General features: G+C 68.9%; 22 protein-coding genes. 15 read left to right on the forward strand and 7 right to left on the reverse strand.

What is annotated here, in order from left to right; genetic code table 11:
• Positions 1-48: 48 nt before the first annotated feature.
• A complete protein-coding gene (locus ACFYRH_RS06640) occupies positions 49-1,452 on the reverse strand; it encodes a S8 family serine peptidase (protein WP_387769175.1) in 1,404 nt (467 codons plus the stop codon).
• Positions 1,453-1,769: 317 nt separating this feature from the next.
• Between ACFYRH_RS06640 and ACFYRH_RS06645 the strand changes: the two genes are divergently transcribed.
• The 4 genes from ACFYRH_RS06645 to ACFYRH_RS06660 all read left to right on the forward strand — a co-directional run bounded on the left by ACFYRH_RS06645 (position 1,770) and on the right by ACFYRH_RS06660 (position 5,697).
• Positions 1,770-2,483 (forward strand): GntR family transcriptional regulator, encoded by a 714-nt coding sequence (locus ACFYRH_RS06645; RefSeq protein WP_387769178.1) that lies wholly within the window; start codon positions 1,770-1,772, stop codon positions 2,481-2,483.
• Positions 2,480-3,808 carry a nitrate/nitrite transporter gene (locus ACFYRH_RS06650; protein WP_387769181.1) on the forward strand — a complete coding sequence of 443 codons (1,329 nt, stop codon included), beginning with the start codon at positions 2,480-2,482 and terminating at the stop codon, positions 3,806-3,808. Before ACFYRH_RS06645 ends, ACFYRH_RS06650 begins: the two co-directional genes overlap by 4 nt.
• Positions 3,809-3,892: 84 nt before the next feature.
• Positions 3,893-4,882 carry an ATP-binding cassette domain-containing protein gene (locus ACFYRH_RS06655; RefSeq protein WP_387769184.1) on the forward strand — a complete coding sequence of 330 codons (990 nt, stop codon included), beginning with the start codon at positions 3,893-3,895 and terminating at the stop codon, positions 4,880-4,882.
• Positions 4,879-5,697, forward strand: coding sequence for an ABC transporter permease (locus ACFYRH_RS06660; protein ID WP_387769187.1), 819 nt, complete (start codon positions 4,879-4,881; stop codon positions 5,695-5,697). The genes ACFYRH_RS06655 and ACFYRH_RS06660 overlap by 4 nt, the downstream gene beginning before the upstream one ends.
• A gap of 42 nt (positions 5,698-5,739) precedes the next feature.
• On the opposite strand, the gene ACFYRH_RS06665 is transcribed toward ACFYRH_RS06660, so the two are convergent.
• On the reverse strand, positions 5,740-7,092 hold the full coding sequence (locus tag ACFYRH_RS06665) for a serine hydrolase domain-containing protein (protein ID WP_387769190.1): 1,353 nt from the start codon (positions 7,090-7,092) through the stop codon (positions 5,740-5,742).
• A 156-nt stretch (positions 7,093-7,248) separates the two neighbouring features.
• On the opposite strand from ACFYRH_RS06665, the gene ACFYRH_RS06670 reads away from it, so the two are divergent.
• Positions 7,249-10,500 (forward strand): BTAD domain-containing putative transcriptional regulator, encoded by a 3,252-nt coding sequence (locus ACFYRH_RS06670; RefSeq protein WP_387769193.1) that lies wholly within the window; start codon positions 7,249-7,251, stop codon positions 10,498-10,500.
• A gap of 16 nt (positions 10,501-10,516) precedes the next feature.
• Here the strand turns inward: ACFYRH_RS06670 and ACFYRH_RS06675 are convergent, their stop codons facing one another.
• Both ACFYRH_RS06675 and ACFYRH_RS06680 read right to left on the reverse strand, forming a co-directional pair.
• Positions 10,517-11,182: a TetR/AcrR family transcriptional regulator gene (locus ACFYRH_RS06675; protein ID WP_387769196.1), complete on the reverse strand. Its 666-nt coding sequence runs from the start codon at positions 11,180-11,182 to the stop codon at positions 10,517-10,519.
• Positions 11,183-11,255: 73 nt separating this feature from the next.
• On the reverse strand, positions 11,256-11,777 hold the full coding sequence (locus ACFYRH_RS06680; RefSeq protein ID WP_387769199.1) for a DinB family protein: 522 nt from the start codon (positions 11,775-11,777) through the stop codon (positions 11,256-11,258).
• Between the two features lie 169 nt (positions 11,778-11,946).
• Here ACFYRH_RS06680 and ACFYRH_RS06685 point away from each other — a divergent pair, with 169 nt between their 5' ends.
• Positions 11,947-12,630, forward strand: a complete 684-nt coding sequence (locus ACFYRH_RS06685; protein ID WP_387769202.1) for a hypothetical protein — start codon at positions 11,947-11,949, stop codon at positions 12,628-12,630.
• Here the strand turns inward: ACFYRH_RS06685 and paaK are convergent, their stop codons facing one another.
• The 3 genes from paaK to paaI are packed head-to-tail and all read right to left on the reverse strand — an operon-like array spanning position 12,631 to position 15,562.
• The gene (gene paaK / locus ACFYRH_RS06690; RefSeq protein ID WP_387769205.1) at positions 12,631-13,929 is read right to left on the reverse strand and encodes a phenylacetate--CoA ligase PaaK; all 1,299 of its coding nucleotides are present in this window, start codon (positions 13,927-13,929) and stop codon (positions 12,631-12,633) included.
• Between the two features lie 8 nt (positions 13,930-13,937).
• The gene (pcaF, locus tag ACFYRH_RS06695) at positions 13,938-15,140 is read right to left on the reverse strand and encodes a 3-oxoadipyl-CoA thiolase (RefSeq protein ID WP_387769208.1); all 1,203 of its coding nucleotides are present in this window, start codon (positions 15,138-15,140) and stop codon (positions 13,938-13,940) included.
• On the reverse strand, positions 15,137-15,562 hold the full coding sequence (paaI, locus tag ACFYRH_RS06700) for a hydroxyphenylacetyl-CoA thioesterase PaaI (RefSeq protein ID WP_387769211.1): 426 nt from the start codon (positions 15,560-15,562) through the stop codon (positions 15,137-15,139). The genes pcaF and paaI overlap by 4 nt, the downstream gene beginning before the upstream one ends.
• Positions 15,563-15,638: 76 nt before the next feature.
• On the opposite strand from paaI, the gene paaN reads away from it, so the two are divergent.
• From paaN to ACFYRH_RS06745, 9 genes are all read left to right on the forward strand, one after another.
• Positions 15,639-17,312, forward strand: coding sequence for a phenylacetic acid degradation protein PaaN (paaN, locus tag ACFYRH_RS06705; RefSeq protein WP_387769214.1), 1,674 nt, complete (start codon positions 15,639-15,641; stop codon positions 17,310-17,312).
• An 88-nt stretch (positions 17,313-17,400) separates the two neighbouring features.
• Positions 17,401-18,786, forward strand: a complete 1,386-nt coding sequence (locus tag ACFYRH_RS06710; RefSeq protein WP_387769217.1) for a serine hydrolase domain-containing protein — start codon at positions 17,401-17,403, stop codon at positions 18,784-18,786.
• 18 nt (positions 18,787-18,804) lie between these two features.
• Positions 18,805-19,323 (forward strand): flavin reductase family protein, encoded by a 519-nt coding sequence (locus tag ACFYRH_RS06715; protein ID WP_387769220.1) that lies wholly within the window; start codon positions 18,805-18,807, stop codon positions 19,321-19,323.
• Between the two features lie 36 nt (positions 19,324-19,359).
• Positions 19,360-19,923 carry a TetR/AcrR family transcriptional regulator gene (locus tag ACFYRH_RS06720; protein WP_387769223.1) on the forward strand — a complete coding sequence of 188 codons (564 nt, stop codon included), beginning with the start codon at positions 19,360-19,362 and terminating at the stop codon, positions 19,921-19,923.
• Complete coding sequence (locus ACFYRH_RS06725) at positions 19,920-20,474, forward strand: hypothetical protein (RefSeq protein ID WP_387769226.1); 555 nt, start codon at positions 19,920-19,922, stop codon at positions 20,472-20,474. Before ACFYRH_RS06720 ends, ACFYRH_RS06725 begins: the two co-directional genes overlap by 4 nt.
• A gap of 15 nt (positions 20,475-20,489) precedes the next feature.
• Positions 20,490-21,521: a zinc-dependent alcohol dehydrogenase family protein gene (locus ACFYRH_RS06730; protein ID WP_387769229.1), complete on the forward strand. Its 1,032-nt coding sequence runs from the start codon at positions 20,490-20,492 to the stop codon at positions 21,519-21,521.
• A 201-nt stretch (positions 21,522-21,722) separates the two neighbouring features.
• A complete protein-coding gene (locus tag ACFYRH_RS06735) occupies positions 21,723-23,006 on the forward strand; it encodes an ABC transporter substrate-binding protein (protein ID WP_387769232.1) in 1,284 nt (427 codons plus the stop codon).
• Positions 23,007-23,049: 43 nt separating this feature from the next.
• Positions 23,050-23,949 carry a carbohydrate ABC transporter permease gene (locus ACFYRH_RS06740; protein ID WP_387769234.1) on the forward strand — a complete coding sequence of 300 codons (900 nt, stop codon included), beginning with the start codon at positions 23,050-23,052 and terminating at the stop codon, positions 23,947-23,949.
• Positions 23,946-24,839, forward strand: a complete 894-nt coding sequence (locus ACFYRH_RS06745; RefSeq protein ID WP_387769237.1) for a carbohydrate ABC transporter permease — start codon at positions 23,946-23,948, stop codon at positions 24,837-24,839. The genes ACFYRH_RS06740 and ACFYRH_RS06745 overlap by 4 nt, the downstream gene beginning before the upstream one ends.
• Positions 24,840-24,897: the final 58 nt, after the last annotated feature.

The following is a 24,897-nucleotide window of genomic DNA, read 5'->3' on the forward strand; positions in this document are numbered from 1 at the left end:
TTCCTGGAGAAGTGAGTGGGGGTCCCGGGCGGTGGACCCCCACTCGGCTCAGCGGTGTACTGCGTCGAGGGCGTCGGCGATGCCTTCGCCGTAGAAGGAGTTGTTGGCGGTGGTGCCGGTGCAGCGGGCGTCGGGGGTGGCGGGGCAGGCGGTGTCGTCGGCTTCGGCCTGGAGGGCGCGTTCGATGTCGCGCGGGCCCCACCACGGGTGGACGGACTTCATCAGGGCCGCGACGCCGGTGACGTGCGGCGACGCCATCGACGTACCGCTCATCTTTCCGTAGCCGCCGCCGGGCAGGGTGGACAGGATCGAGCTGCCGGGTGCGGCGACGTCGATCTTGTTCAGGCCGAAGTTGGAGAAGCTGCTCCGGGCGCGGGTCTGGGTGGTGCTGGCGACGGTGATCACGCCGGGGAGCTCGGTCGGCATGTCGAGGCAGTCGTTGTTGATCGTGCGCGGTACGGCGGTCGAATCGTTCGGGCTGCCGTTGTCGGTGGTCTTGTTGGCGAGGTCGTAGTTCGAGTTGCCGGCCGCCGCGACCGAGAGCGTTCCTTGGCCGGTCGCCCACGCGTACGCGCGCCGGACCGCTTCCTGCACCGCGCCCTGGTCACCGTTGTCCTTGCACCAGAACTCGAAGGGGTCGATGAAATAGCTGTGGTTCGTCACCGCCATGTGGTGCTCGGCGGCCCACACGATCCCGCAGATCGAGTACTCCGGGTAGATGTAGCCGGCGTCGTTCACCACCTTGACCGAGGCGATCCGCACTCCTGGTGCCACGCCGACGATCCCGATCCCGTTACGTGCCGCCGCGACCGTGCCGGCGACGTGGGTGCCGTGCGAGCTGGTCGTCGGGCGCCAGCCGCCGGGCGTCTGGTCCGGTACGCCGTTCTTCACGCAGCTCACCGAGTCGCGCGCGTCGAAGTTCGGCGCGAGGTCGGGGTGGGTGTCGTCGACGCCGCTGTCGTTGATGCCGACCAGCACACTCCGGGAACCGTCGGTCACCGCGTGCGCCTGGTCGGCCTTGATCTGGGCCATGTCCCACTGGTCGCCCTCTTGCGGGTCGGGGACCGGGGTCGCCTCGGTGTCGGCGATCGCGGTCGACCCGCCGGCGCCTTCGCTGACCGCGGCGGTCCGGGTGGCGCCGACGGACTCGATCTCGCGCCCGTTGTGCCCGGATCGGACAGCTGTCCGGAAATCTGGGTTGGTCGACTGCGCGACCACGACGCCGAGCTGCTTGTACGAGATCAGCACCGTCCCGCCGGCGGCCTTCACCGCGTCCTCGGTCTTGCGAACGTGACCTGGGGTCGCCTTGGTGTTGACCACGTAGTTCATCAGCGGGCCGGCGGCCGCGTCGTCGAGCGCGACGGCGTTCGCGGTGGTCGCGGCGGCCAGTGACGCGCAGGTCAGTGCGGTGGCGGAAAGACCGGCCGCCAGCCGGCGGGAAGTTCGGGACACGCTGCCTCCTCGAGGGCGGGGCCCGGGCGGACGGGCCCGGGCCGGTAGACCGGACTCTAGAGCGGAATGTCAGCCTCCGGCGGCGTTCATCCACAACACAGGGGAAACCCTGCGTTCGTCACTACCCAGCGTCCGGCTGATCACGCTCAGTTGCCCACATCCTGTGGATCTGCCTGTGGATAACTCGTGGACATCCTGGGGAATAACTGCTGCCCGCGGTGGATTAGCTGTGGGTGGTGCGCATATGCCACCATAGATACATCAGGTATACGAGTCGTATGGGTTGGAGTGCGGTGGCAGGCGGGAAGCCGGATCAAGTGCCGGCGAATGATGCGTTGATCCTGGGTGACGAGACCGCGGAGATCGCGCGGGTGGTGGTCGAGGCGGCGCCGGGGGTGGAGAAGATCCCCGCGGCCGAGCGGGTGTACGCCTATGTGAAGGCAGCGATCCTCGACCGGGAGTACCCGGGCGGCGAGCTGCTCACCGAAGGCGAGCTCGCGACCGCGGTCGGTGTCTCCCGGACGCCGGTCCGCGAAGCCCTGCTCCGCCTGGAGGAATCCGGCCTGGTCCGGTTGTACCCGAAGAAGGGTGCGCTCGTCCTGCCGGTGCTGCCGCAGGAGGTCGACGACGTCCTCGAGGCCCGTGAGCTGATCGAGACGCACGCGGCAGCCAAGGTGTGGCCGCGGCGCCGGCAACTGATCGAGAACCTGACCGAGCGGGTCGACGAGATGCGCGCGTACCGCAAGGCGGGTGACGCGAAGAGCTTCCTGGAGGCCGACCGGGCTTTCCACGAGGCGATCGTCGATGCCGCAGGCAACCAGATTCTGGCCAAGCTCTACAACAGCCTCCGGGACCGCCAGGTGCGGATGGGCGTGCCGGGCATCGAGGTCCAGCCGGCCCGGATGGACAGGTCGATCACCGCGCACCAGGAGATGATCGACGCCCTCGGCGGCAACAGCGTGAAGCGCTTCCGGGAGCTCGTCGTCGCCCACATCGCCGAAGCCTCGAACGATCTGCGGGGCACTCGGTGACCGAACTCCTCTTCCCCCTGGGCGGTCGGCGAGCCTGGGCGGTGTGGGCCACTGCTGTCCTGACGTACCTCGTGACCGTGCTGCATCGCGGCTCGATGAGCGTGGCAGGCCTGCAGGCCGCCGAACGCTTCCACATCTCCGCGTCCGCGCTGGCGAGCTTCACCGTCGTACAGCTGACGGTGTACGCCGCGATGCAGGTGCCCGTCGGCATCCTGCTCGACCGCTACGGATCCAAACGTTTGCTGCTGGCCGCGTCCGGCCTGCTGTTCGTGGCGCAGTCCGCGTTCAGCCTTGTCGACTCGTACCCCGCCGCGCTCGCAGCGCGCGCGATTCTCGGTGTCGGTGACGCACTGGTGTTCATCAGCGTGCTGCGCGTGGTCATGTCCTGGTTCCCAGCGCTCCGGCAGCCGGTGATGTCGCAGGCCACCGGAATGCTCGGTGGTCTCGGCGCGATTATGTCGACCGTCCCGATGGCGGCCGCGTTCCACGCCTTCGGCTGGACGCCGACGTTCGCCGGCGCGAGCGTCCTGAGTCTCGCCGCCGGTCTGCTCGTGCTGTTCCTGATCAAGGACACGCCGTACGACGAACCGCTCAAGCGACCGAAGATGCCGCTCGGCGAGGTCAGGCGGAACCTGCGGCAGGCCTGGCAGGAGCCGGGCACGCGGCTCGGTCTGTGGACGCATTTCACCACCAGCTTCTCCGGCAGCACCTTCGGCCTGCTCTGGGGCTACCCGTTCCTGGTGCAGGGGCAGGGCGTGGCGCCGACGACCGCGGCGGCGATGCTGATCGTCCCCGTGCTCGCCGGGCTCTGTTACGGCCCGCTGGTCGGGCGGTACGCCGCCAGGTTCCCGTTCTACCGGTCGTGGATCGTGCTGGCGGTCGTCGCCGGCTCGGTGCTGATGTGGACCGTCGTACTGCTCTGGCCGGGTCGTGCGCCGATGCCGGTGCTCCTGCTGCTGATCGTCGTACAGGCCGCGGGTGGGCCGGGGTCGATGCTCGGGCTGGACTATGCGCGGACGTTCAACCCCGCGACCCGGTTCGGGGCGGCGAACGGGATGGTGAACACCGGTGGCTTCATCGCGACCCTGATCTGCATCGGGATGGTCGGCGTACTGCTGGACGCGTCGTCCGGCGGCGCGCCGCAGGCGATCGGCGACTTCAAGTTCGCGCTGGCGTTCCAGTACGTGCTGTGGGCGATCGGTACCCGGCAGATCATCAAGTACCGGCGGCGCGCCCGCGGCAACCTGGCGCGCTACAACCCCGAGGCGTACCAGGCGCTGCTCGCCAACCGGATCGTCCCGCTGGAGGCTGAGACAGCGCGCTGATACGCCCTGTCAGCCGAGTGCCAGGCCGGTGCCAGGCGCGCACGGCACGGTGGTCCCAGTAAGCAACTCCACTGGGAGGAACCGATGACCACAACGAACCAGGTCGCCATCGAGGCGGTCGGTCTGGTCAAGAAATATGGCAACACGACCGCACTTGCCGGCGTCGACCTGAGCGTGCCCACCGGCACCGTTCTCGGGGTCCTCGGCCCGAACGGCGCCGGCAAGACGACCGCGGTCCGCATTCTCGGCACCCTGCTCCGCCCCGACGGCGGCCACGCCACGGTCGGCGGGTACGACGTCGTTCGCGAAGCCGGCAAGGTACGCAGCATCATCGGGCTGACCGGACAGTACGCCTCGGTCGACGAGGACATGTCCGGCCGCCGGAACCTGATCATGATCGGCAGGCTGCTCGGGTACTCACGCGGTCAGTCGCGGGCCAAGGCCGACGAGCTGCTGGAGCGATTCGAGCTGACCGACGCCGGCGACCGGATCGCCAAGACGTACTCCGGCGGTATGCGCCGCCGCCTCGACCTGGCCGCGAGCCTGGTCGGCGACCCGAGCATCCTGTACCTCGACGAGCCCACCACGGGCCTCGACCCGCACGCCCGCAACGGCGTCTGGGAGACGGTCCGCAACCTGGTCCTCGACGGCACCACGGTGCTGCTCACCACGCAGTACCTGGAAGAGGCCGACGCGCTCGCGGACTCGATCGTCGTGTTCGACAAGGGCTCCGTGGTCGCCTCCGGGCGGCCGGCCGAGCTGAAGGCGCAGGCGGGCAAACAGTCGCTGGACGTCCGCCCGGCCGAGCCCGCGCACCTCGAGCGAGTCGCCGCGATCGTCGCCGAATCCGTCGGCGCCCGTCCCTCCGTGGACGTCGTGAACGCGCTGGTCAGTGTGCCGGTGACGGACGGTTCGTCGATGCCGGTCGTCGTACGGCGGCTGGACGAGGAAGGCATCGCGGTGACCGAACTGTCGCTGCGGCTGCCGAGCCTCGACGAGGTGTTCCTGGCGCTGACCGGGCACACCGCCGAAGAGAAGCAGACCGGCAACGTTCTGGAAGGAGTGGGCCGATGAGCGCCGCAACTCTTGAAGTACCTCCGGCCCACGCGGGCCGCCGTACCCGGCCGTTCGCCTGGGTGCAGCAGAGCCTGACCCTGGCCTGGCGCAACATCGTCCGGATCCGGCAGAACCCGGAAGCCCTCGCCGACGTGACGTTCCAGCCGATCATCTTCCTGGTGCTGTTCGTGTTCGTCTTCGGCGGTGCCATCTCGCAGGGCGGCGACTGGCACCAGTACCTGCCGTACCTGCTGCCCGGTCTGCTGGTGCAGACGGTCGTGTTCTCCACGATGGGCACCGGTGTCGCGCTGAACGACGACTTCGCGAAGGGTGTGTTCGACCGGTTCCGGTCGCTGCCGATCGCCCGGATCGCACCATTGATCGGTGCGGTGCTCGGCGACGCGGTCCGGTACGCGCTGTCGATCGTGATCCTGATGGTGAGCGGTTTCGTCCTCGGCTTCCGGTTCGAGAACGGCGTCGCCAACGGGCTGCTGGCGATGCTGATCGTGCTGCTGTTCGCGCTGTCGATGTGCTGGATCTGGGTCTGGCTCGGGCTCACGCTGAAGACCGCCCAGGGTGTGCAGGGCATCGCGTTCCTGGTGATGTTCCCGCTGACCTTCGGCAGCAACATCTTCGTACCGACCGACACGCTGCCGGGCTTCCTGCAGTCCTTCGTGCACATCAGCCCGATCACGTACCTCGTCGACACCGAGCGGGCGTTGATGGGTGGCGGCGACCTGCAGAAGCCGCTGCTGATCACGCTGGCCTGGATGGTCGGTCTGGTCGCGGTCTTCGCGCCGCTGGCGATCCGCGCCTACCGCCGCCGGACCTGAGACCGGAGTTCGGTCTCAGGACGGTGACGCCCCCGGGCGTCCTCAGCCCGGGTTGATCTCGCCGAAGGACAAGGGCTCCCGGGTGCACAGGTAGGTTGCCCAGTGCAACTTTGTCGGGGTGCCGGTGGCGTCGCGGGTGATGCGGAGTTCCTCGCCGGTCTCGCGGCCGGAGACGGTCCGGTAGGTGTCCTCGGCGATCCGCTCGAAGACCGCGGGCGCCTGATGCTCGGGCGCACCGCGACCTTTGGCGTGCAGTACGCCGCCCTTGACCGTGAAGTCGAACGGGCTGCCCTCGGAGAACCAGGTGCCGAGGACGCCGGCGTACTCGGCCGGCACCTCCGTGCCCGGCACCCAGGCCTCGGGCGGCAGCGGGTCGTCCTCGAGGACCTTGATGATCAGGTCGGTCGCGAGGGCGCTCGGTGCGGGGGACGACGTGGATCCGAAGAGCGCGATCCCCGCCGTACCGGACTCGCGGTGCACGAACGTCGAGGTGATGTGACCGGGCATCCCGCCGTCGTGCCCGACGAACAGCCGGTCGCCGCGGCGCAGCAGCATGAACCCGAGACCGAAGGCGAGCTGCCAGCGGTCCACGTCCGCCATGATCTGCACCTGGCACATCTCGTCGAGGGTGTCCTTCGACAGCACCTCGTCGACCGGGTTCGCGATGAACATCGCCCACTTCGCCAGGTCCTCGGCCGTCGACGCGAGCCCGCCGCAGGCGTCCATCGCGCCGATGTCGAGCAGCGGCTCCTTGACCGGTACGTCGCTCCACGGCGGCACGTAGTACCCGGTCTGGGCCGGGCCGCCGTCCATGCCGACCGTCGTACGGCGCATCTCCAGCGGGTCGAGGATGCGTGCCTTGACGGCGTCGTACCAGGAGCGGCCGTCGATTCGGGCGACGATCTCACCGAGCAGGGAGAACACCAGGTTCGAGTAGTGGAAGCGGTGGTGCGGCTTGCCGATCCGGGACGCTTCGTTCCAGCCCGGCACGAGTTCCTCGCGGGACGGGAACTTCATCAGGTCCCAGACGTCGCCGACCGGTTCGCGCTGCATCCCGCTGGCGTGGCTGAGCATCTGCCGCACGGTGATGCCTTCGTGCTTGCTCTGCGGGATCAGTTTCTCGATCGGGTCGTCGAGGCTGAGCTTGCCCTCGTCACGCAGCGCCATGATCGCCACCGCGGTCAGCGTCTTGCTCTGCGAGGCGATCAGGAACTGGGAGTCCGCGGTCGGCGGGACGCCCGGGTTGTCCAGGTCGGCGGACCCGGCACCGGCTGACCACGCCAGCGACCCGGCGCGGGCGACCGCGCCCACCACCCCGGGTACCCGTCCCTTGGACTGCCGTTCGGCGACGATTCGAGAGAGCGCGACCTGCGTCCGCGCGGCGATTTCAGTCACGAGTTCGGAGCCTAAGCCTCGAACCACCCCCGCGGCCAGCACGATTCGAACGCCAGCCACAGCGGCCCACGTTCTGGGGTGGTTCGGGGAGCGAAGTGACAAAAGGCAGAGGGTTTGGTCGGGGGGATGTGCGAGGCTTGTGAGGTGCGCATAGCGGTGCTCGGTCCTCTCGCGATGTGGGCGGCCGACGGAACCCCGCTCGACATCCGCGGCGCCCGCCTGCGTGGGCTGCTCGCGCGCCTCGCGCTGAGCGCCGGCCGTCCGGTCAGCGTCGAGACCCTGGTCGACGGGCTCTGGGGCAGCGGGGCGCCGAGTGCGAACGCACTGCAGTCCCTCGTCTCCCGGCTGCGCGCCGGTCTGCCGGCGACCGAATCGAGCATCTCGGTCCAGTCCGGCCCAGCCGGCTACACCCTCACCATCGGTCCGGACTGTGTCGACGCCCTCCAGTTCGAGGAGCTGGTACGCCGTGGGCGCGGGTACCTCACGTCCGACCCCGAGCAGGCCCACGCGCTCCTCACCCAGGCGGACAAGCTGTGGCGTGGTGAGGCCCTGACCGACCTGCGCGATCTCCCGTTCGCCGCGGTCGAGGCGGACCGTCTGGCCGAGCTGCGGCTGGCCGCCGCGGAGGATCTCGCCGAGGCGGCCGTGAGCTGCGGCCACGCCCGCGACCTCATCTCCGACCTGGAGCATCTCGCCGCCACCCACCCACTCCGCGAGCGCCTGCACGAGCTCCTGATCCGAGCCCTGTACGCCGACGATCGCCAGGCCGAGGCGTTGGCGGCGTACGAACGGATCCGCGCCACGCTCGCGGATGAGCTGGGCGCCGACCCAGGCGCCCGCCTCCGGGAACTGCACGTCGCGGTGCTCCGCGGCGACACCGTGGATCCGGTCGCGAAGACCTCCGCCGTCCCGCCCCCGGCGCCGTCGGTGCCGCGCAGCAACTTACGTGCGCCACTGACCAGCTTCGTCGGCCGCCAGGAAGACGTGGCCGAGCTGACCCGCCTGCTGAGCAACGGGACCCGCCTGGTCACGATGGTCGGCCCGGGCGGTGCCGGCAAGACCCGACTGGCCAACGAGACCGGCCGGACGCTCGTCGACCAGAGCGGCGACGGCATCTGGTTCGTCGAGCTCGCGCCCCTCGGTGACGCCGCCGACGTGGCCCCCGCCGTCCTGTCCGCCCTCGGCGCGAGTGAGTACGTCGACCTTCCGTCGACGTCGTTCGCCGCGAAGCACCTGCCGACCAGCCGCGCCGCGACCCAGCGACTCGTCGAGGTCATCGGGGACCGGCGCATCCTGCTGGTTCTCGACAACTGTGAGCACCTGGTTCAGGAAGTCGCCGGGCTGGTCGACTCGCTGCTCGCATCCTGTCCGCGGTTGCGGGTCCTGACGACGAGCCGCGAGCCACTCAGCATCCCCGGTGAACACCTGCACCCGGTCGGCCCGCTCGGCCTGCCGCCGGAGCACGACGGCGCCGGCGTGGACGCGTACCCGGCGATGCAACTGTTCGTCGACCGAGCCCGCGCCGTACGGCCGGACTTCGCACTGATCGATGCGAACCGGGAGGCGGTCGCCGAGATCTGCCGGCGCCTGGACGGCATGCCGCTCGCGATCGAGCTGGCGGCGGCGCGGCTGCGGGCGCTGAACCCGCCACAGATCGTGGACCGGTTGACGGACCGGTTCCGCCTGCTGACCAGCGGATCGCGGACGGCACTGCCCCGGCACCAGACGCTGCGAGCGGTCGTGGAGTGGAGCTGGGACCTGCTCGACCCGGACGAGCAGGCGGTCGCCCGGCGGCTCTCGCTGTTCTCCGGTGGCGCGACGCTCGACGCGGCCGAGCAGATCTGCAGTGACGAGAGCATCCCGCCCGAGTCCGTGCTCGGCGTACTGGCGTCCCTTGTCGACAAGTCTCTCGTCGAAGCCGCGGCGGACGAGCGGTCCGTGCGCTACCGGATGCTCGAGACGGTCCGTGCGTACGGCGCCGAGCAGCTGAAGGCCGCCGGTGAGTACGAGCGCTTCCGGCGCGCGCACACGGTGTACTTCAGCCGGATGCTCCGCAAGGCCAGGCCGAAGCTGCGGACCGGTGAGCAGATCCAGTGGATCGCGCGACTCACCGCCGACCAGGAGAACCTGATCGACGGGCTCCGGAACGCGATCGACACCGGGTCGGCGCGGGTCGCCGTACAGATGGTGGCGGTGCTGGGGGAGTACTGGACGATGAGCGGCCGCCCGGCCGAGGCGGTCAACTGGATGCAGGCCGCGCTCGCGGTGCCGGGCAAGAGCGTCCCGCTGGACAAGGCCGAAGCGCTCTACCTGCTGGCGATGGGCCGGATGTCGGGTGAACAGGACCCGGTCCGGTCGTTCCAGCAGATGATCCGCGGCCTCGCCACGGTCCGCTGGATGACCCGTCGCCACCAACTGCTGGTGGATTCCGGGATCGGGCTGTTCACCAACGCGGTGTGGGCGGCGATCCGGCGGGACAAGGTGACCTGCTTCGAGCAGTTGGAGGCCGCCGGCCGGCATCCCGACCCGTGGATCCGGAACATGGGCGTGATGACCAGCGCGATGTTCCGCGAGAACGACGGCGAGGTCGCGGAGATGGCGGCCAATCTGACCGTCGCGCTCAACGGCTTCCGCGAGATCGGTGACCGGTTCGGGATGTCGATGGCGCTGCGCGGACTCGCCGGGTACCAGGCCAACAACGGCGAGCACGCCGAGGCGCTGGAGTCCTTGATCGAGGCGCTCCGCCTGATCGAGGAGCTCGGGACCACCGAAGGGGTCGCCCAGTTGCTCGGCAGTTGCGCGGTCAGCCGGATCGAGCTCGCCGACTACGACGGTGCCCGCGCCGACCTGGACCGGGCACTGCGGCTGTCCGAGGAGAACGGGTCCCGCGGCGGCCAGGCGATGTCGTACATGGGCATGGCCAAACTCGCCCACCGGACCGGCCGGTACGACGAGGCGCGTGAGCTCGCCGAGCACGGGTACTCGCTGCTCGACCTCGAGGTGGAGCGGATGGCGCCACACGGCCAGGCCGCTCTGCTGTCGCAGCTCGGCCGGGTCTACGCCTCCACCGGTCAGGTCGAGGACGCGCAGCGGTGCAGCCAGGAGGCGGTCCAGTTGGCGCTCGGCACCGAGGACATGCCGGTCGCGGCCGCCGTCATCGAGACGTCGGTCGACGTACTGGTGGTGACCGAGGAGTTCGAGCTCGCGGCCCGGACGCTCGGGCTGGCAGCCACGCTGAAGGGCACCCGCGCGATCCCGGACGCCGACGTACAGCGCCTCGTCGGCCAGCTCCGTGATGCCTTGGGCAACGAACGCTTCGAGACCGGGTACGACGCCGGCGCCGCCCTGACCCGTGCCGAGGCGGTCGCCGAACTCCGCAAGCGTTACTCGATCCCCGACCCGCTCTAGTGTCCTGAGCCAGGGGCTAGGCCGTGATCAGCTGGACCGCGAGGTCTCGCAATGCCTTCTGCACCTTCTGCTCCGGCGGTCGTGGCTCGGCCAGCATCCAGTCGTAGACCACGGTGTGCACGGCACCGAAGAACGCCAGCGCGAGGAACCGGAAGTCCTTGCGGTTGATCTCGCCGCGCTCGACCGCGGTGTCGCCGAGGTCGCGGACGTTGCCGATCAGCAACTCCCGGAACGCGATCCGCTGCTCCTCGACCGCCGGGCTGGTGCCGACCACCTCCACGAACGAGATCCGGGCCCGGCGCAGGTCGGCCATCGTGGTCCGCAGGTACGAGTCGACGGCCGCGGCGATCCGCTCCCGGACCGGCCGGTCGGCGGTCCGGCGGAGCGCGTCGCCGGTGCTGCGGACCGTCAGCTCGATCATCTGCGCATGCACCGCGAGAAGCACGGCCTCCTTGTTCTGGAACTCGTGGTAAAAGTGCCGGGTGGACACTTTCGCCTGTGTGCACAGGCGTTCCACGGATGTGGCCGGATATCCTTCGGTCCCGAAGAGCTCGAGCGCGGCGGCCAGTAACCGTTCCCGGCGCGCGGCCTTCCACTCCTCGACTGATCGCCCGGAATAACGGCGTACGGAGGGTTCCCTCATCACACCTCTTGTCGCTACCCCGTGCCAGATGCCGGACATCCTATCCACCCCTCGGCGAACGCGTCACCGGGTCATCTGATCAAACCCGGTCGCCGCCCGGATCGGTCCGGGATCAGTCCGGCTTCGTGTATCCGGTGGCGCCGTCGAGGAGTTCCCGGATGATGTCCAGGTGCCCGACGTGCCGGGCGGTCTCCTCGATCATGTGGCACAGCACGTAGCGCAGCGAGGCCGCCTTCTCCGGCGGCTGCCCCTGCTCGACGGCCTCGAGCGGGAGGTCGGCGATGGTGGCGTTCGAGCGCGCGCACTCCGCGTCGTACTCGTCGAGCAACTGCGCGAGCGGTACGTCGTCGACGAACATCTCGGCGTCGACGTGCGCACCCTCCTGCCACGGCGTCTGCCCGGTGTCGGGGACACCGGCGAGACCCATCTGGAACCACGAGTACTCCACCCAGCGCAGGTGCGCGACGAGCCCGGCCGGCGTCATCAGCGGGGAGGTGGGGACAACCTTGCGGTGGGCATCTTCTTCGCTCAGCCCGGTGCATTTCATCCGGACGAACGAACGCTGCAGGTCGAGCCATCCGATCAGCTGTTCGCGCTCTCCGGCGGTCAGCGACGGACGTTGTACTTCGGTCATCTTCGGTTACTCCTGGCTGTCGGGCCGATGGCGCGTGCACCGTATCCACCACTTTGTGCCCCCACCACCCATTTTCGGGTCCTGGAAGTGGTCGGTAGGGGCACAAAGTCGGCTGGTGGGGTGGCATGCTCGTCGGGTCGGCGACCGCCCTTCGCCTGAGAGGTGAGACGTGGATCCACGGTTCGACCTGCCGCTGTACACCCGTGCCGAGGCCGCGCTGCACCTCGGGTTGCCGGCGACCACGCTCGGCGACTGGCTGCGGTCCGGAGCGCTCGAGGCGGGCACGGGGAGTCGCGGCGAGCCGACGATCACGTTCGCGGGGCTGGTCGAGACGCACATGCTCCGGCACCTGCGCCGTACCGGTTTGTCGTTGCACGCGATCGGCGAGGCGGCCGTCGCGCTCCGCTCGCGGGCCGGGCGCCGGTACCCGTTGGCCTGGTCCGGTCTGGCCCACGACGGCCGCGACCTGTTGGTGGAGATCGCCGCCGAGGGCCGCGAGCAGGGCTGGGAACGGATCCGGGACAGCCAGGGCGGGTTCCCCGGCGTACTGCGTCGTGGGTCCGCCGCGATCGGGTGGTCCGACGACGGGTACGCCGGGACGCTGCGGCTCGTGATCTACCAGGACATCGACGTGATCGTGGACCCGCACCGTTCGTACGGCCGCCCGATGGTCGACGACGTTCCCGTGGCGGACATCATCACGCAGGTCCGCACCGGAGCGCCGTACCGCGAGATCGCCGCCAAGTTCCACCTCGAGGACTTCGAGATCGAGGCACTCGTCCGCCCCCACATCCGCCCACCCGCCGTCCACAAAACCCACCGTCGCCAACCCCAGCCCGAGTCCCTTCTTTAGTTACTTGCGGTCGTCGCGGATGCGTTTCGCCTTGCCGAGGGAGCGTTCCAGGGCGTGGGGGGCTACGACGTCGACTGTGGCGGTGACGCCTACCCGGTCCTTGATTCGGCGGGCGAGGGTGGTGGCCGCGGTGGTGTGGTCGACCAGGTCGGGGGCTGCTTCCACCCGGACGGTGAGTTCGTCGAGGCGGCCGGGTCGGGTCAGCACGCAGAGGTAGTGCGGGGTGAGGCCCTCGACCAGGAGGATCTGTTCCTCGATCTGGGTGGGGAAGACGTTGACGCCGCGCACGATCATCATGTCGTCGGTGCGTCCGGTGATCTTCTCCATCCGGCGCAGGCCGGGGCGGGCGGTGCCAGGCAGCAGGCGGGTCAGGTCGCGAGTGCGGTACCGCAGTACCGGGAAGGCTTCCTTCGTCAGTGTGGTGAAGACCAGCTCGCCTTCGCTCCCGTCCGGCAGCACCTCGCCGGTGACCGGGTCGATGATCTCCGGGTAGAAGTGGTCCTCCCAGATGTGCAGCCCGTCCTTCGTCTCGACACACTCCTGCGCGACCCCGGGCCCCATCACCTCCGACAGCCCGTAGATGTCGACGGCGTGGATCCCGGTCCGTTCCTCGACCTCGGTCCGCATCTGCTCGGTCCACGGCTCGGCGCCGAAGATCCCGATCCGCAGCTCGGTGTCACGCGGGTCGAGACCGCGGCGCTCCATCTCGTCGACGATCGACAGGAAGTACGACGGCGTGACCATGATGATCCGCGCCCCGAAGTCCCGGATCAGGTCCACCTGCCGCTCGGTCATCCCACCCGAGACCGGTACGACGGTGCACCCGAGCCGCTCGGCCCCGTAGTGCGCGCCGAGCCCGCCGGTGAACAGGCCGTAGCCGTAGGCGACGTGACAGACGTCGCCGGCGCGTCCACCGGCCGCCCGGATCGACCGCGCCATCAGGTCGGCCCAGTTGTCCAGGTCCCGCTTGGTGTACCCGACGACCGTCGGCCGCCCCGTGGTCCCGGACGACGCGTGCACCCGTGCCACCTCGGTCCGCGGTACGGCGAACATCCCGAACGGGTAGTTGTCGCGCAGGTCCTTCTTCGCGGTGAACGGCAACCGGCTCAGGTCGGACAACTCGCGCAGGTCGTCGGGCTTGAACCCGACGGCGTCCAGCGCCGTCCGATAGTGCGGGACGTTCTCGTACGCCCGCCGTACCGTTGCTTGGAGCAACGACAGCTGACGGGACCGGAGCTCGTCGACGGACAGCCGTTCGCCGGCGTCGCGCAGCTCCTCGGGCAGAGCCTCACCGAGCATGGGTCCTCCTAGGGACGGGTCAGCAGGGTCGCGATGCCCTGCCCGACGCCGATGCACATCGTGGCCAGCGCGTACCGGGCGTCGCGGTGGCGAAGCTCCAGGGCCGCGGTGAGGGCGAGGCGGGCGCCGGACATCCCCAGTGGGTGACCGAGGGCGATGGCGCCGCCGTTCGGGTTGACGTGCTCGGCGTCGTCGGGGAGACCGAGCCGCCGGAGTACGGCGAGCGACTGCGACGCGAACGCCTCGTTGAGCTCGATGACCTCGATGTCGGACGCTGCGACTCCGGCGCGATCGAGCAACTTGCGGGTCGCGGGCGCGGGCCCGATGCCCATGATCCGCGGCGGTACGCCGGCTGTCGCGGTGCCCACCACCCGTGCCAGCGGCGTCACTCCGTGCCGCTCGACGGCCTCGCCGCTCATCACCAGCAGCGCCGCCGCGCCGTCGTTCACCCCGGACGCGTTCCCGGCCGTCACGGTCCCAGGCGAACGGAACGGTGTCTTCAGACCGGCCAGTGCCTCGAGCGACGTCTCCCGCGGATGCTCGTCGGTGTCGACCACTGTCACCGCACCGCGCTTGCCCGGTACGTCGACCGCCACGATCTCTTCCGCGAGCCGCCCGTTCGCCTGCGCCTTCGCGGCCCGCTGCTGCGACCGCAGCGCGAACAGGTCCTGGTCCTCCCGCGAGATCCCGAAGTCCGCCGCGACGTTCTCGGCCGTCTCCGGCATCGAGTCGATCCCGTACTGCGCCTCGAGTGCCGGGTTCACGAATCGCCAGCCGATCGTGGTGTCGAAGATCTCGGCCTGCCGGGCGAACGCGGTCGTCGCCTTGGGTATCACGAACGGCGCCCGCGACATCGACTCCACGCCACCGGCCACGACGATGTCGTTGTCTCCGGCAATGATTGAGCGTGCGGCGTACGCGACCGCATCCAACCCCGAGCCGCACAAACGGTTGATCGTCGTGCCCGGGACCGCATCCGGCAGGCCGGCGAGCAGCACCGCCATCCTGGCGACGTTCCGGTTGTCCTCGCCGGCTTGGTTGGCGCACCCAAGGATCACGTCGTCGATCAGTGCGGGGTCCAGCGCGGTCCGGTTCAGTAGCGAGGAGATCGCGTGCGCGGCCAGGTTGTCGGGGCGGATCGCCGACAGCGCACCGCCGTACCGTCCGATCGGCGTCCGGACGCCGTCGACGAGAAATGCCTCACGAGTCATGAATCCTCCGACGACACGATGGTTCCGGACAGTTGGCGACTGCGGCCGCGGAACTCGGCGATCACCTCGTCGCCGCGGGTGACCGTGACGTCGTAGATCGCGTTCCGGCCGAACGTGGTCCGCTCCCGGGCGTCCGCGACCAGCACGTCACCCCGCCGGGCCGGCGCGACGAACACGACGTCGCAGGCCTGCGCGACGGTCACCTGGTTGCGTGAGTTGCAGGCGAACGCGAACGCCGAGTCGGCCAGGGTGAACACGAATCCACCATGCGCGATCCCGTGCCCGTTGACCATGTCCGCGCGCACCGTCATCTCGACCCGCGCGGTTCCTTCGGCGACGTCCACCAGCCGCATGCCCAGGCCGGCGCTGGCGGTGTCCTCCGCCCACATCGCCGCTGCCACTCTGGTCGCCAAGTCGTCCATACCGGTGTGCCCAATCGAGAAGATGGCCGTGTGACACTCTAGTCCCAGTTGCGCCAATGACTGTAACATCGCAGGCATGACGACCGACCTGCTCTCTGCCCACCGTGAGCGCCTGGACGGCGCACTGACGGCGATCCGCGACCGTGGCTACCACTCCGCGTTCCCCGAGTCGCCCAGCCCCCGGGTGTACGGCGAGAACGCGGCGGCCGACGGCAAAGCGGCCTTCGAGGCCCACCTCGGTACGACGTACCCGCTGGACATCCCCGGGTCGCGCGGGACGGTCGTCACCGAGCAGTCGCCGTACGGGATCTCGCTGGACGTCGCGTACCCGCGGGTGGTCGAGGACGGTCTCGACGATCTGTTGGCCGCCGCGCAGCACGGGCTGGCGGACTGGCGGCGCGCCGGGATCGACGGGCGGACCGGGGTGGTGCTGGAGATCCTCGACCGGCTGCACAAGCGGGTGTTCGAGCTCGCCAACGCGGTCCAGCACACGAGTGGGCAGGCGTTCGTGATGGCGTTCCAGGCCGGCGGTGCACATGCGCTGGACCGGGCGCTCGAAGCTGTCGCGTACGCGTACGAGGAGATGAGCCGCTACCCGGCGACGGCGAACTGGGAGAAGCCGGCCAAGGGCGATCCGATCCGGATGCAGAAGACCTTCACCGTCACGGGTCGCGGTGTCGCGCTGGTGATCGGCTGCAACACCTTCCCGACCTGGAACTCCTGGCCGGGCCTGTTCGCCTCGCTGGTCACCGGCAACGCGGTCGTCGTGAAGCCGCACCCGCTGGCCGTGCTGCCGCTGGCGATCACGGTCGACGCGTGCCGCGAGGTACTCGCCGAAGCCGGCTTCGACCCCAACCTGGTCACGCTGGCGACCGAGCGCGCCGGCGACGGGCTGGCCAAGCCGCTGGCCCAGCGCCCCGAGGTGAAGCTGATCGACTTCACCGGCGGCAGTGAGTTCGGCGAGTGGCTGGAGCACAACGCGACGCAGGCGACCGTGTTCACCGAGAAGGCCGGCGTCAACGCGGTGATCATCGACTCCACGGACTCCTTCAAGGCGCTCTGCAACAACCTCGCCTTCACCCTGAGCCTCTACTCCGGCCAGATGTGCACGACCACGCAGAACCTGTTCGTTCCGGCCGGCGGTATCGAGACCGACGAAGGCCACAAGTCCTTCGAGGAGGTCGGCCAGGGCCTCGCCACGGCGATCGGCAAACTGCTCGGCGACGACGCCCGCGCGGTCGAGATCCTCGGCGGCATCGTGAACCAGGCCGTGATCAGCCGCCTCGAACTCGCCCCGGAGTACGGCGAGGTCGTGCTGGAGTCCCGCGCGATCCAGCACCCGGCGTTCCCGGACGCGGTCGTCCGTACGCCGCTGCTGGTCGCGATCGACGCCGCCGACGACGAGGTCTACGGGCGGGAGTGCTTCGGCCCGGTGTCGTTCCTGGTGAAGACCGCGGACACCGCGCAGTCGATCGAGCTGTTCCGGTCGACCGTCACCGAGGACGGCGCGATGACCGCCGGCATCTACTCGACCGACGAGAAGATCATCGAGCAGGCCCGCGAGGCGGCGCTGGAGGCCGGCGTCGCGCTGTCGGAGAACCTCACCGGCCAGGTCTTCGTGAACCAGTCGGCCGCGTTCAGCGACTTCCACGGCACCGGTGCGAACCCGGCCGCGAACGCGACGTACACCGACGGCGCCTACGTCGCGAGCCGCTTCCGGGTGATCCAGTCGCGGCGGCACGTCGGCTGAGGTTGCTGCTGAGGTGTCGTTGAGCTGACCCTGAGGCGGAAGGTATGACTGTGGCACCTCCATCCGCCGACCCGTCCAGGAGACAGCCGTGACCCAGAATCTGACCGAGGTACTCGCGTATTACGACAGTTGGCTGGCGTTCAACCAGCGTTTCCAGCGGGTCCCCGGCGTCCAGGTCGCGGTGTACGCCGAGGATGCGATCGCGTTCTCGGCGGCCTACGGGCAGGCGGACGTGGAGAACGCCGTACCGCTCACGGAGCAGCACCTGTTCCGGATCGCGTCGCACTCCAAGACGTTCACCGGCACGGCGGTCCTCCAGCTCGTCGAGCAGGGCCGGCTGCGGCTCGACGACAAGGTGTCGCAGCATGTCACCGAGATCGTCGGCACGCCGGTCGGTGAGCGGACCGTGCGCGAGCTGCTCGCGCACGCCGGCGGTGTCACCCGCGACGGCCTCGCCGCGGACTGGTGGCAGCTCGTCACCAGCTTCCCGGATCGCGACGAGCTGCTGGCGGTACTGCGCGACGAGTCCACTGCGGTGATCCCCGAGAACGACCGTTTCAAGTACTCCAACATCGGCTACGGCCTGCTCGGTCTCGTCATCGAGGCCGCCAGCGGGACGCCGTACAACGCTTATGTTCAGACCTCCATCGTGGACAAGCTCGGGCTGTCCGGGCTCGGCCCGGAGCTGGATCCGTCCCGGCTGACGGAGTACGCCGCCGGGTACAGCGCGCTGTCGTACGCCGAGCGCCGCGTCCCGATCGACCACGTCGATACCCGGGCGCTGGCCTCGGCGACCGGGTTCTTCGGCAACGCCCGGGACCTGGTCACCTACTTCTCCGCGCACCTGCCTGGCGACGACCGGCTGCTCACGGACAAGTCGAAGCGCGAGATGCAGCACGGACTGTGGACCACCGGATCCGACGAGAAGGCGCGGTACGGCCTCGGTCTCGCGGTGACGAAGGTCGGTGACCGGAACGTGTTCGGGCACGGCGGTGGGTACCCGGGGCACATCACCCGGACGCTCGTCGACCCGGACCAGCGGCTGGTCGTCGCGGTGCTGACCAATGCGATCGACGGGCCCGCGTCCCAGCTCGCCGAAGGGTTCTTCCGGCTCCTCGACCTCGCCGAGTCGAAGGACCGCGGCGAGTCGAAGGATCGCGGTGCGGAGAACGACCTGGCGCGGTTCACCGGCCGCTTCGCGAACCTGTGGGGTGTCACCGACTTCGCCCTGATCGGCGGCCGGCTGTACGCGACCGACCCGGCCGGCGCGAACCCGGCCGACGACCCGCAACCGTTGGAGGCGGACGGCGACGCCCTGCGCGTCACCGGAGGCAACGGCTACGGCTCGTACGGCGAGTCGTACCGCTTCGTCTTCGACGCGAACGGTGCCGTCGCGAAGGTCCACGGTTCGAGCGGCCTCACGTCGTACCCCATCGACACCTTCACGCTGCCGGACCGGGTGACGACCAACTAGCCGAAGTACGGTGGCCCGGTGACCATTCACGGTGACCACCCGTTCCTGCCACCGGAGTCCGAGCGGAGTCCGGTACGCCGTTTCCGCGGGCGGTTGCCGTCCCCGGTCGGGCTGTGGACAACGGCGTACGACGGGAAGCGAGCCGGGCTGACTGTCTCGTCGATGCTGGTCGCAGACGGTGAGCCCGGATATGTGCTCGGCCTGATCGACCCGGACTCCGACCTGTGGGAAACCCTCCGCCAGTCCGGGACCGCGGTGGTCGCGCTGCTCGGCGAACCACACCGGCAGCTGGCCGATGCCTTCGGGTACGTCGCGCCCGCTCCCGGCGGACCGTTCCGGATGATCGACTGGACGGACACCGAGTGGGGCCCGGCGCCGGTCGGCGTCAGCACCTGGGCGGGTTGCACCCTCGTGGACCCGGACCCACGCGAGATCGGGTGGGGGCTCCAGGTGCAGTTGGAGATCGCGCACGTGGAGTTCGGAGTGGACGACGTACCCGCGCTGGTTCATCGTCGGGGACGGTACGCCGCAGTCTGATTGACGCCTCTGGCTAATGCCATTAGCCTATGAGCTATGGTCGTTAAAAAGTCGCTGACGCCCGCCGCCGTGGTCGACGTGGCACTCGGCATCGTCGACGAGCACGGGCCGGACGGGCTCACGCTCGCCGCGGTCGCGCAGGGTTGTGGGGTCGCCACACCGTCGCTCTACAAGCACGTGGCGAACCTCGGCGAACTCAAGGCGCTCGTCGGTGTCCGGGTGCTCGAGGACATGGCCGACCAGTTCACCGCGATCGTCCTGGGCACCGGCGGCGACGAGGCGGTCACCGCCTTGATGCACGCCTATCGCGCGTACGTCGCTGCGCGCCCGAAGCGGTACGCCGCAGTCCCGATGGACCCGTTGCATGACCCGATCCAGGAGGCGGCGGGCAAGAAGTTGGTGGGCGTCATGTACGCCACCCTGCGCGGCTACGGGCTCGAAGGCCCGGCAGCGGTGCACGCGACCCGGCGTCTGCGGGTGCTCGTGCACGGCTTCGCGTCCATCGAGTCGGGCGGCGGTTTCGGGCTGCCCGAAGATCTCGACGAAACCTACGACCAGCTCATCCAGATGTATCTCGCCAGCCTGAGGAACCAATCATGAGGATCCAACTGTCCGTCGCAGGTCTGCTGTTCCTGCTCTACCCCGCCCTCCGCCCGTGGGAGGACGAGTCGACCACCTCGGGTGCGGCCGCCGCGATGGGCTCCACCGCGTGGATCGTCGCCCACCTGTGCGCGATGATCGGCTTCATCCTGGTCGCGATCGCGCTGCTCGAGCTCAACCGGCCGGCTGCGATCGTCTTCTGGATCGGCGCCGGCCTGACGCTGCCGTACTACGGTGCCGAGGACTTCGGCCTCCATGCGATCGCCAATCAGCCGAACATCCTCGACCTGGCCGAGGACGTGCGCTACAACCCGTTCGCGATGACGATGTTCGGCGTCGGGTTGCTGACGATGGCGGCGGCGGCGATTCTGCTGGCCGTGCGCGTGAAGACCGTGCCGGCCATCCTGTTCGCGATCGGCTTCGGGCTGTTCCTGCCGCAGTTCTTCGGACCGCCCGCGCTGCGCATCGCGCACGGCGTACTGCTCGGTGCTGCCTGCGTCTGGCTCGGATGGGGCGCGAAGAGGGTCGAGCGGGAGCCAGTTCCCGCCTGATCTAGTGTGAGTCCCATGCGTGCCACCGTGATTCATGGAGCGTTCGACGTACGGCTGGAAGATCGTCCGGACCCGCGGATCGACGGGCCCGGGGATGCGGTGGTCAAGGTCGTTGCCTCGTGCATCTGTGGCTCCGACCTCTGGCCGTACCGCGGGGAGAACCCGGTCAAGGAGCCGCGGCCGATCGGGCACGAGTTCGTCGGCATCGTCGAGGAGATCGGGTCCGAGGTCCGCACGGTGAAGCCGGGTGACTTCGTGATCGCGCCGTTCGTGGTCAGCGACGGGACGTGCCCGAACTGCCTCGCGGGGTATCAGACCGCTTGCCAGAACATGGTCGGCTACGGCAGCGCCAGGGCCGACGGTGGCCAGGGCGAGTACGTCAAGCTCCCGTACGCCGACGGCACGCTGGTCGCGACGCCCGACGTACCCGACGACTCGCTTGTCCCGTCGTTGCTCACGCTCTCGGATGTGATGGGGACCGGCTGGCACGCGGCGCGGTCCGCGCGGGTGAAGGCCGGCGACACGGTGGTTGTCGTCGGCGACGGCGCCGTCGGGTTGTGCGGCGTACTCGCGGCGTCCCGGATGGGTGCGGAGCGGGTCGTTGCCCTGTCGCGGCATGCGCCCCGGCAGGCGTTGGCGAAGGAATTCGGTGCCACGGACATCATTTCCGAACGCGGCGACGCGGCGAAGGACGCCGTACTCGAACTCACCAAGGGTGTCGGCGCGGATGCGGTGCTGGAATGCGTTGGTACCGAACAGTCGATGACGACCGCGTTCGACGTCGCGCGGGCCGGAGCGACGGTCGGGTTCGTCGGCGTACCGCACGGCGTCGAGGTGCCGATCAGCACGATGTTCCGGCGGAACGTCGGTCTCAACGGTGGCGCGGCCCCTTGCCGCGCGTACCTTCCGGAGCTGATGGCCGACGTACTGGCGGGGGAGATCGACCCCGGCAAGGTGTTCGACTCCCAGATCCCGTTGGCCGACGTCGCCGAGGGCTACGCCGCGATGCACGAGCGGCGGGCGATCAAGGTATTGCTCAAGCCCTGAGTTTTGCGCAGTTCCGGTGCGCAGAGCACCGGTTCGCGCCGCGAATGTGCGCGCTCTCACACTGTCAAGCCGCACGGGGTCACGGCTGCGCAACGCGCCTGCGCGGAACGTTGACACCCGGTAGCTCGCGTGCCCAGAGTTGGGCCGTCAAGGGGGCATCGTTGTCACAGGCGGCTCCATCGACTGATCGGAGAGTGAATCATGCGTGGTGGTCTGACCAAGACCCTCGCGGTGCTGAGCGCAGCGGGTCTACTCGCGGTGAGCGCCTGCGGGAACAGCGACAACAACAGCAGCAGTGGTGGGAGCTCGTCCGGGACCAAGGACGTCACCGTCTTCACCTGGTGGGCCGATGGTGGTGAGAAGGCCGGCTTGGACGGCCTGGTGTCCGTGTTCGGCCAGGACTGCAAGGACTACAAGTTCGTGAACTCGGCCGTCGCCGGTGGCGCCGGTTCGAACGCCAAGCAGGTACTGGCCAACGACCTGCAGGCCGGCAAGCCGCCGTCCACCTTCCAGGCGCACGCCGGTGCGGAGCTGAAGGACTACATCAACGCCGGGCAGGTCGACGACGTCAGCGGGCTGTACAAGGACTTCGGGCTGGACAAGGCCTTCCCGCAGAACCTGCTCGACAACCTGACCGTCGACGGCAAGATCTACTCGATCCCGGCGAACATCCACCGGGCGAACATGGTCTGGGTGAACCCGGCCGTGCTGAAGAAGGCGAACATCGACGCCTCGAAGGCGCCGGCCAACGTCGACGCCTGGATCGCCGACCTGAACAAGCTGAAGGCGGCCGGCGTGAAGGCGCCGCTGGCGATCTCCAAGGGCTTCGCGCAGGAGATGCTGGTCGAGGCCGTGCTGCTCGGCGAGCTCGGCCCGGACAAGTTCAAGGGCCTGTGGGACGGTAAGACCGACTGGTCCGGTGCCGACGTGACGTCCGCGCTGAACAAGTACAAGACGCTGCTCGGCTTCACCAACGCCGACCGCGAGGCGATCGACTGGCCGGACGCGCTGGGCTACGTGAACAAGGGCCAGGCCGGCTACACGCTGATGGGTGACTGGGTCGCCGCGCAGCAGCTGGCGGACAAGGTCCCGGACAGCGCGTACACCTACTGGCCGGCTCCGGGCACCGGGGACAGCTTCCAGTTCCTGGCCGACTCGTTCACGCTGCCGACCAACGGCGTCGACCCCGATGGTGCGAAGTGCTGGCTGAAGGTCGTCGGTTCGGCCGAGGGCCAGAAGGCCTTCAACACCAAGAAGGGCTCGATCCCGGCCCGTTCGGACGCCAACCCGGCGGACTACCCGAAGTACCAGCAGTCCGCGATGGCGGACTGGAAGAAGGACACGATCGTCCCGTCCTGCGCCCACGGTGCCGCGTGCACGCTCGGCCAGAACAACGACATCCTGTCCGCGATGAGTCAGTTCAGCGGTAGTCAGGACGTCGCCAAGCTGCAGCAGCAGCTCGGCCAAGCGATGAAGACGAGCTGATGCGGGGCGAGTTGCGGACCGGTTCTCGGGCGGTGAGCTGACAATGCACGGAAGAATTCGCACTTGGGGCCCTGGTGCCCTGGTGCTGCTGCCGACCGTGCTGTTGCTCGGGTACTTCGTCTACGGGCTGATCGCCTGGTCGTTCAACACGTCGCTGACCGACCGCCACACCGCTCGGAAGGGCTCGGCGAACTACGTCGGGTTCGAGAACTACACGAACCTGTTCCATGAGGACCGGTTCCTCAACTCGCTGAAGAACCTCGGCGTGCTCACGGTGCTGTTCATCGTGGGCACGCTGATCTTCGGCCTGATCTGGGCGCTGCTGCTGGAGAAGGGTGTCACCGGCGAGGGTGTGTTCCGCTCGATCTTCCTGTTCCCGATGGCGATCTCGATGATCGCCTCGGGTGTCGTCTGGGGCTGGTTGCTGAACCCGTCCCAGGGTGACGACGCCCGCGGGCTGAACCGGTTGTTCGAAATCCTCCAGCTGCACTTCCTGGAGAACGCGTGGTGGACCGCGGGCAGTAGATGGACGACGATGGCGGCGATCGCGCTGCCGGCCGTCTGGCAGCTGTCCGGGTACATCATGGCGTTGTTCCTGGCCGGTTTCCGGGGCATCCCGCCGGAGCTGCGCGAGGCGGCGCGGGTCGACGGTGCCTCGGAGTTCAAGCTGTACCGGCACGTGCTGTTCCCGCAGCTGTCGCCGATCGCGCTGTCGGCGCTGATCATCCTCGGCCACATGTCGCTGAAGCTGTTCGACCTGATCTACGCGATCACCGGGCCGAACCAGTTCCGTACCGAGGTGCCCTCGATCCTGATGTGGAACACCTTGCTGCGCGGCGACCAGGCCAAGGCGGCAGCGATCGCGATCGTGATGCTCGCGGTCGTCGCCGTCCTCGTCATCCCGTACGTCGCGTACACCGTCCGGCAGGAGAGCAACGAATGACCGCCGTCGATGCCGCCACCGGCACCACCGCGAGCGCGGTCCGCCACAAGCCCCGGACCGGTGCGGACGGGACGACCAGACTGAGCCGCTCGATCAAGTACCTGATCCTGCTGCTGTTCCTGTTGTTCGTGCTGATCCCGGTGTACGTCGTCGTGGTCGGCAGCTTCAAGACGTCCAGCGACACCACCGCCGCCGCGCAGTGGAACCTGCCGCAGATCTGGACGCTGGATCCGTGGCGCAAGTCCTGGGACGTGCTGCAGCCGTACATGGTGCGGTCGCTGTCGCTGGCGATCCCGGCCGCGATCATCTCCTCGATGATCGGGTCCGTGAACGGGTTCGTGCTGGCCCGCTGGCGGTTCCCGGGCGCGAACATCGTGTTCGCGTTCATCCTGTTCGGGATGTTCATCCCCTACCAGGCGGTGATGCTGCCGCTGCGGACGACGTTCACCGAACTGGACGTCACCCGCGGGATCCCGACGCTGATCATCGCGCACTGCATCTACGGCATCCCGATCTGCACGCTGATCTTCCGCAACTACTACGCGACCGTGGTGCCGAACGAGATCATCGAGTCGGCCCGGGTGGACGGCGCCGGCCTGGTCCAGACCTACGCCCGGATCATCCTGCCGATCTCGATCTCCGGGTTCGTGGTGACGCTGATCTGGCAGTTCACCTCGGTCTGGAACGACTTCCTGTTCGCGCTGTTCCTCACCACCCAGCAGAACGGCCCGGTGACCCTGGGCCTGGCCGCGCTGGCCGGCGGCCAGAAGGTCGACTACGCGGCGAGCATGGCGGGCGCGCTGATCACGTCGTTCCCGACGCTGATCGTGTACATCGTGCTGGGCCGCTGGTTCATCGGCGGGCTGATGGCAGGCGCCCTCAAGGGCTGACCTGTACGTCGTGCGACGGCCCGGGCTCGTGATCGAGCCCGGGCCGTAGTTATCCACA

The organism is Kribbella sp. NPDC004875 (genome assembly GCF_042873375.1).
Lineage (GTDB): Bacteria > Actinomycetota > Actinomycetes > Propionibacteriales > Kribbellaceae > Kribbella.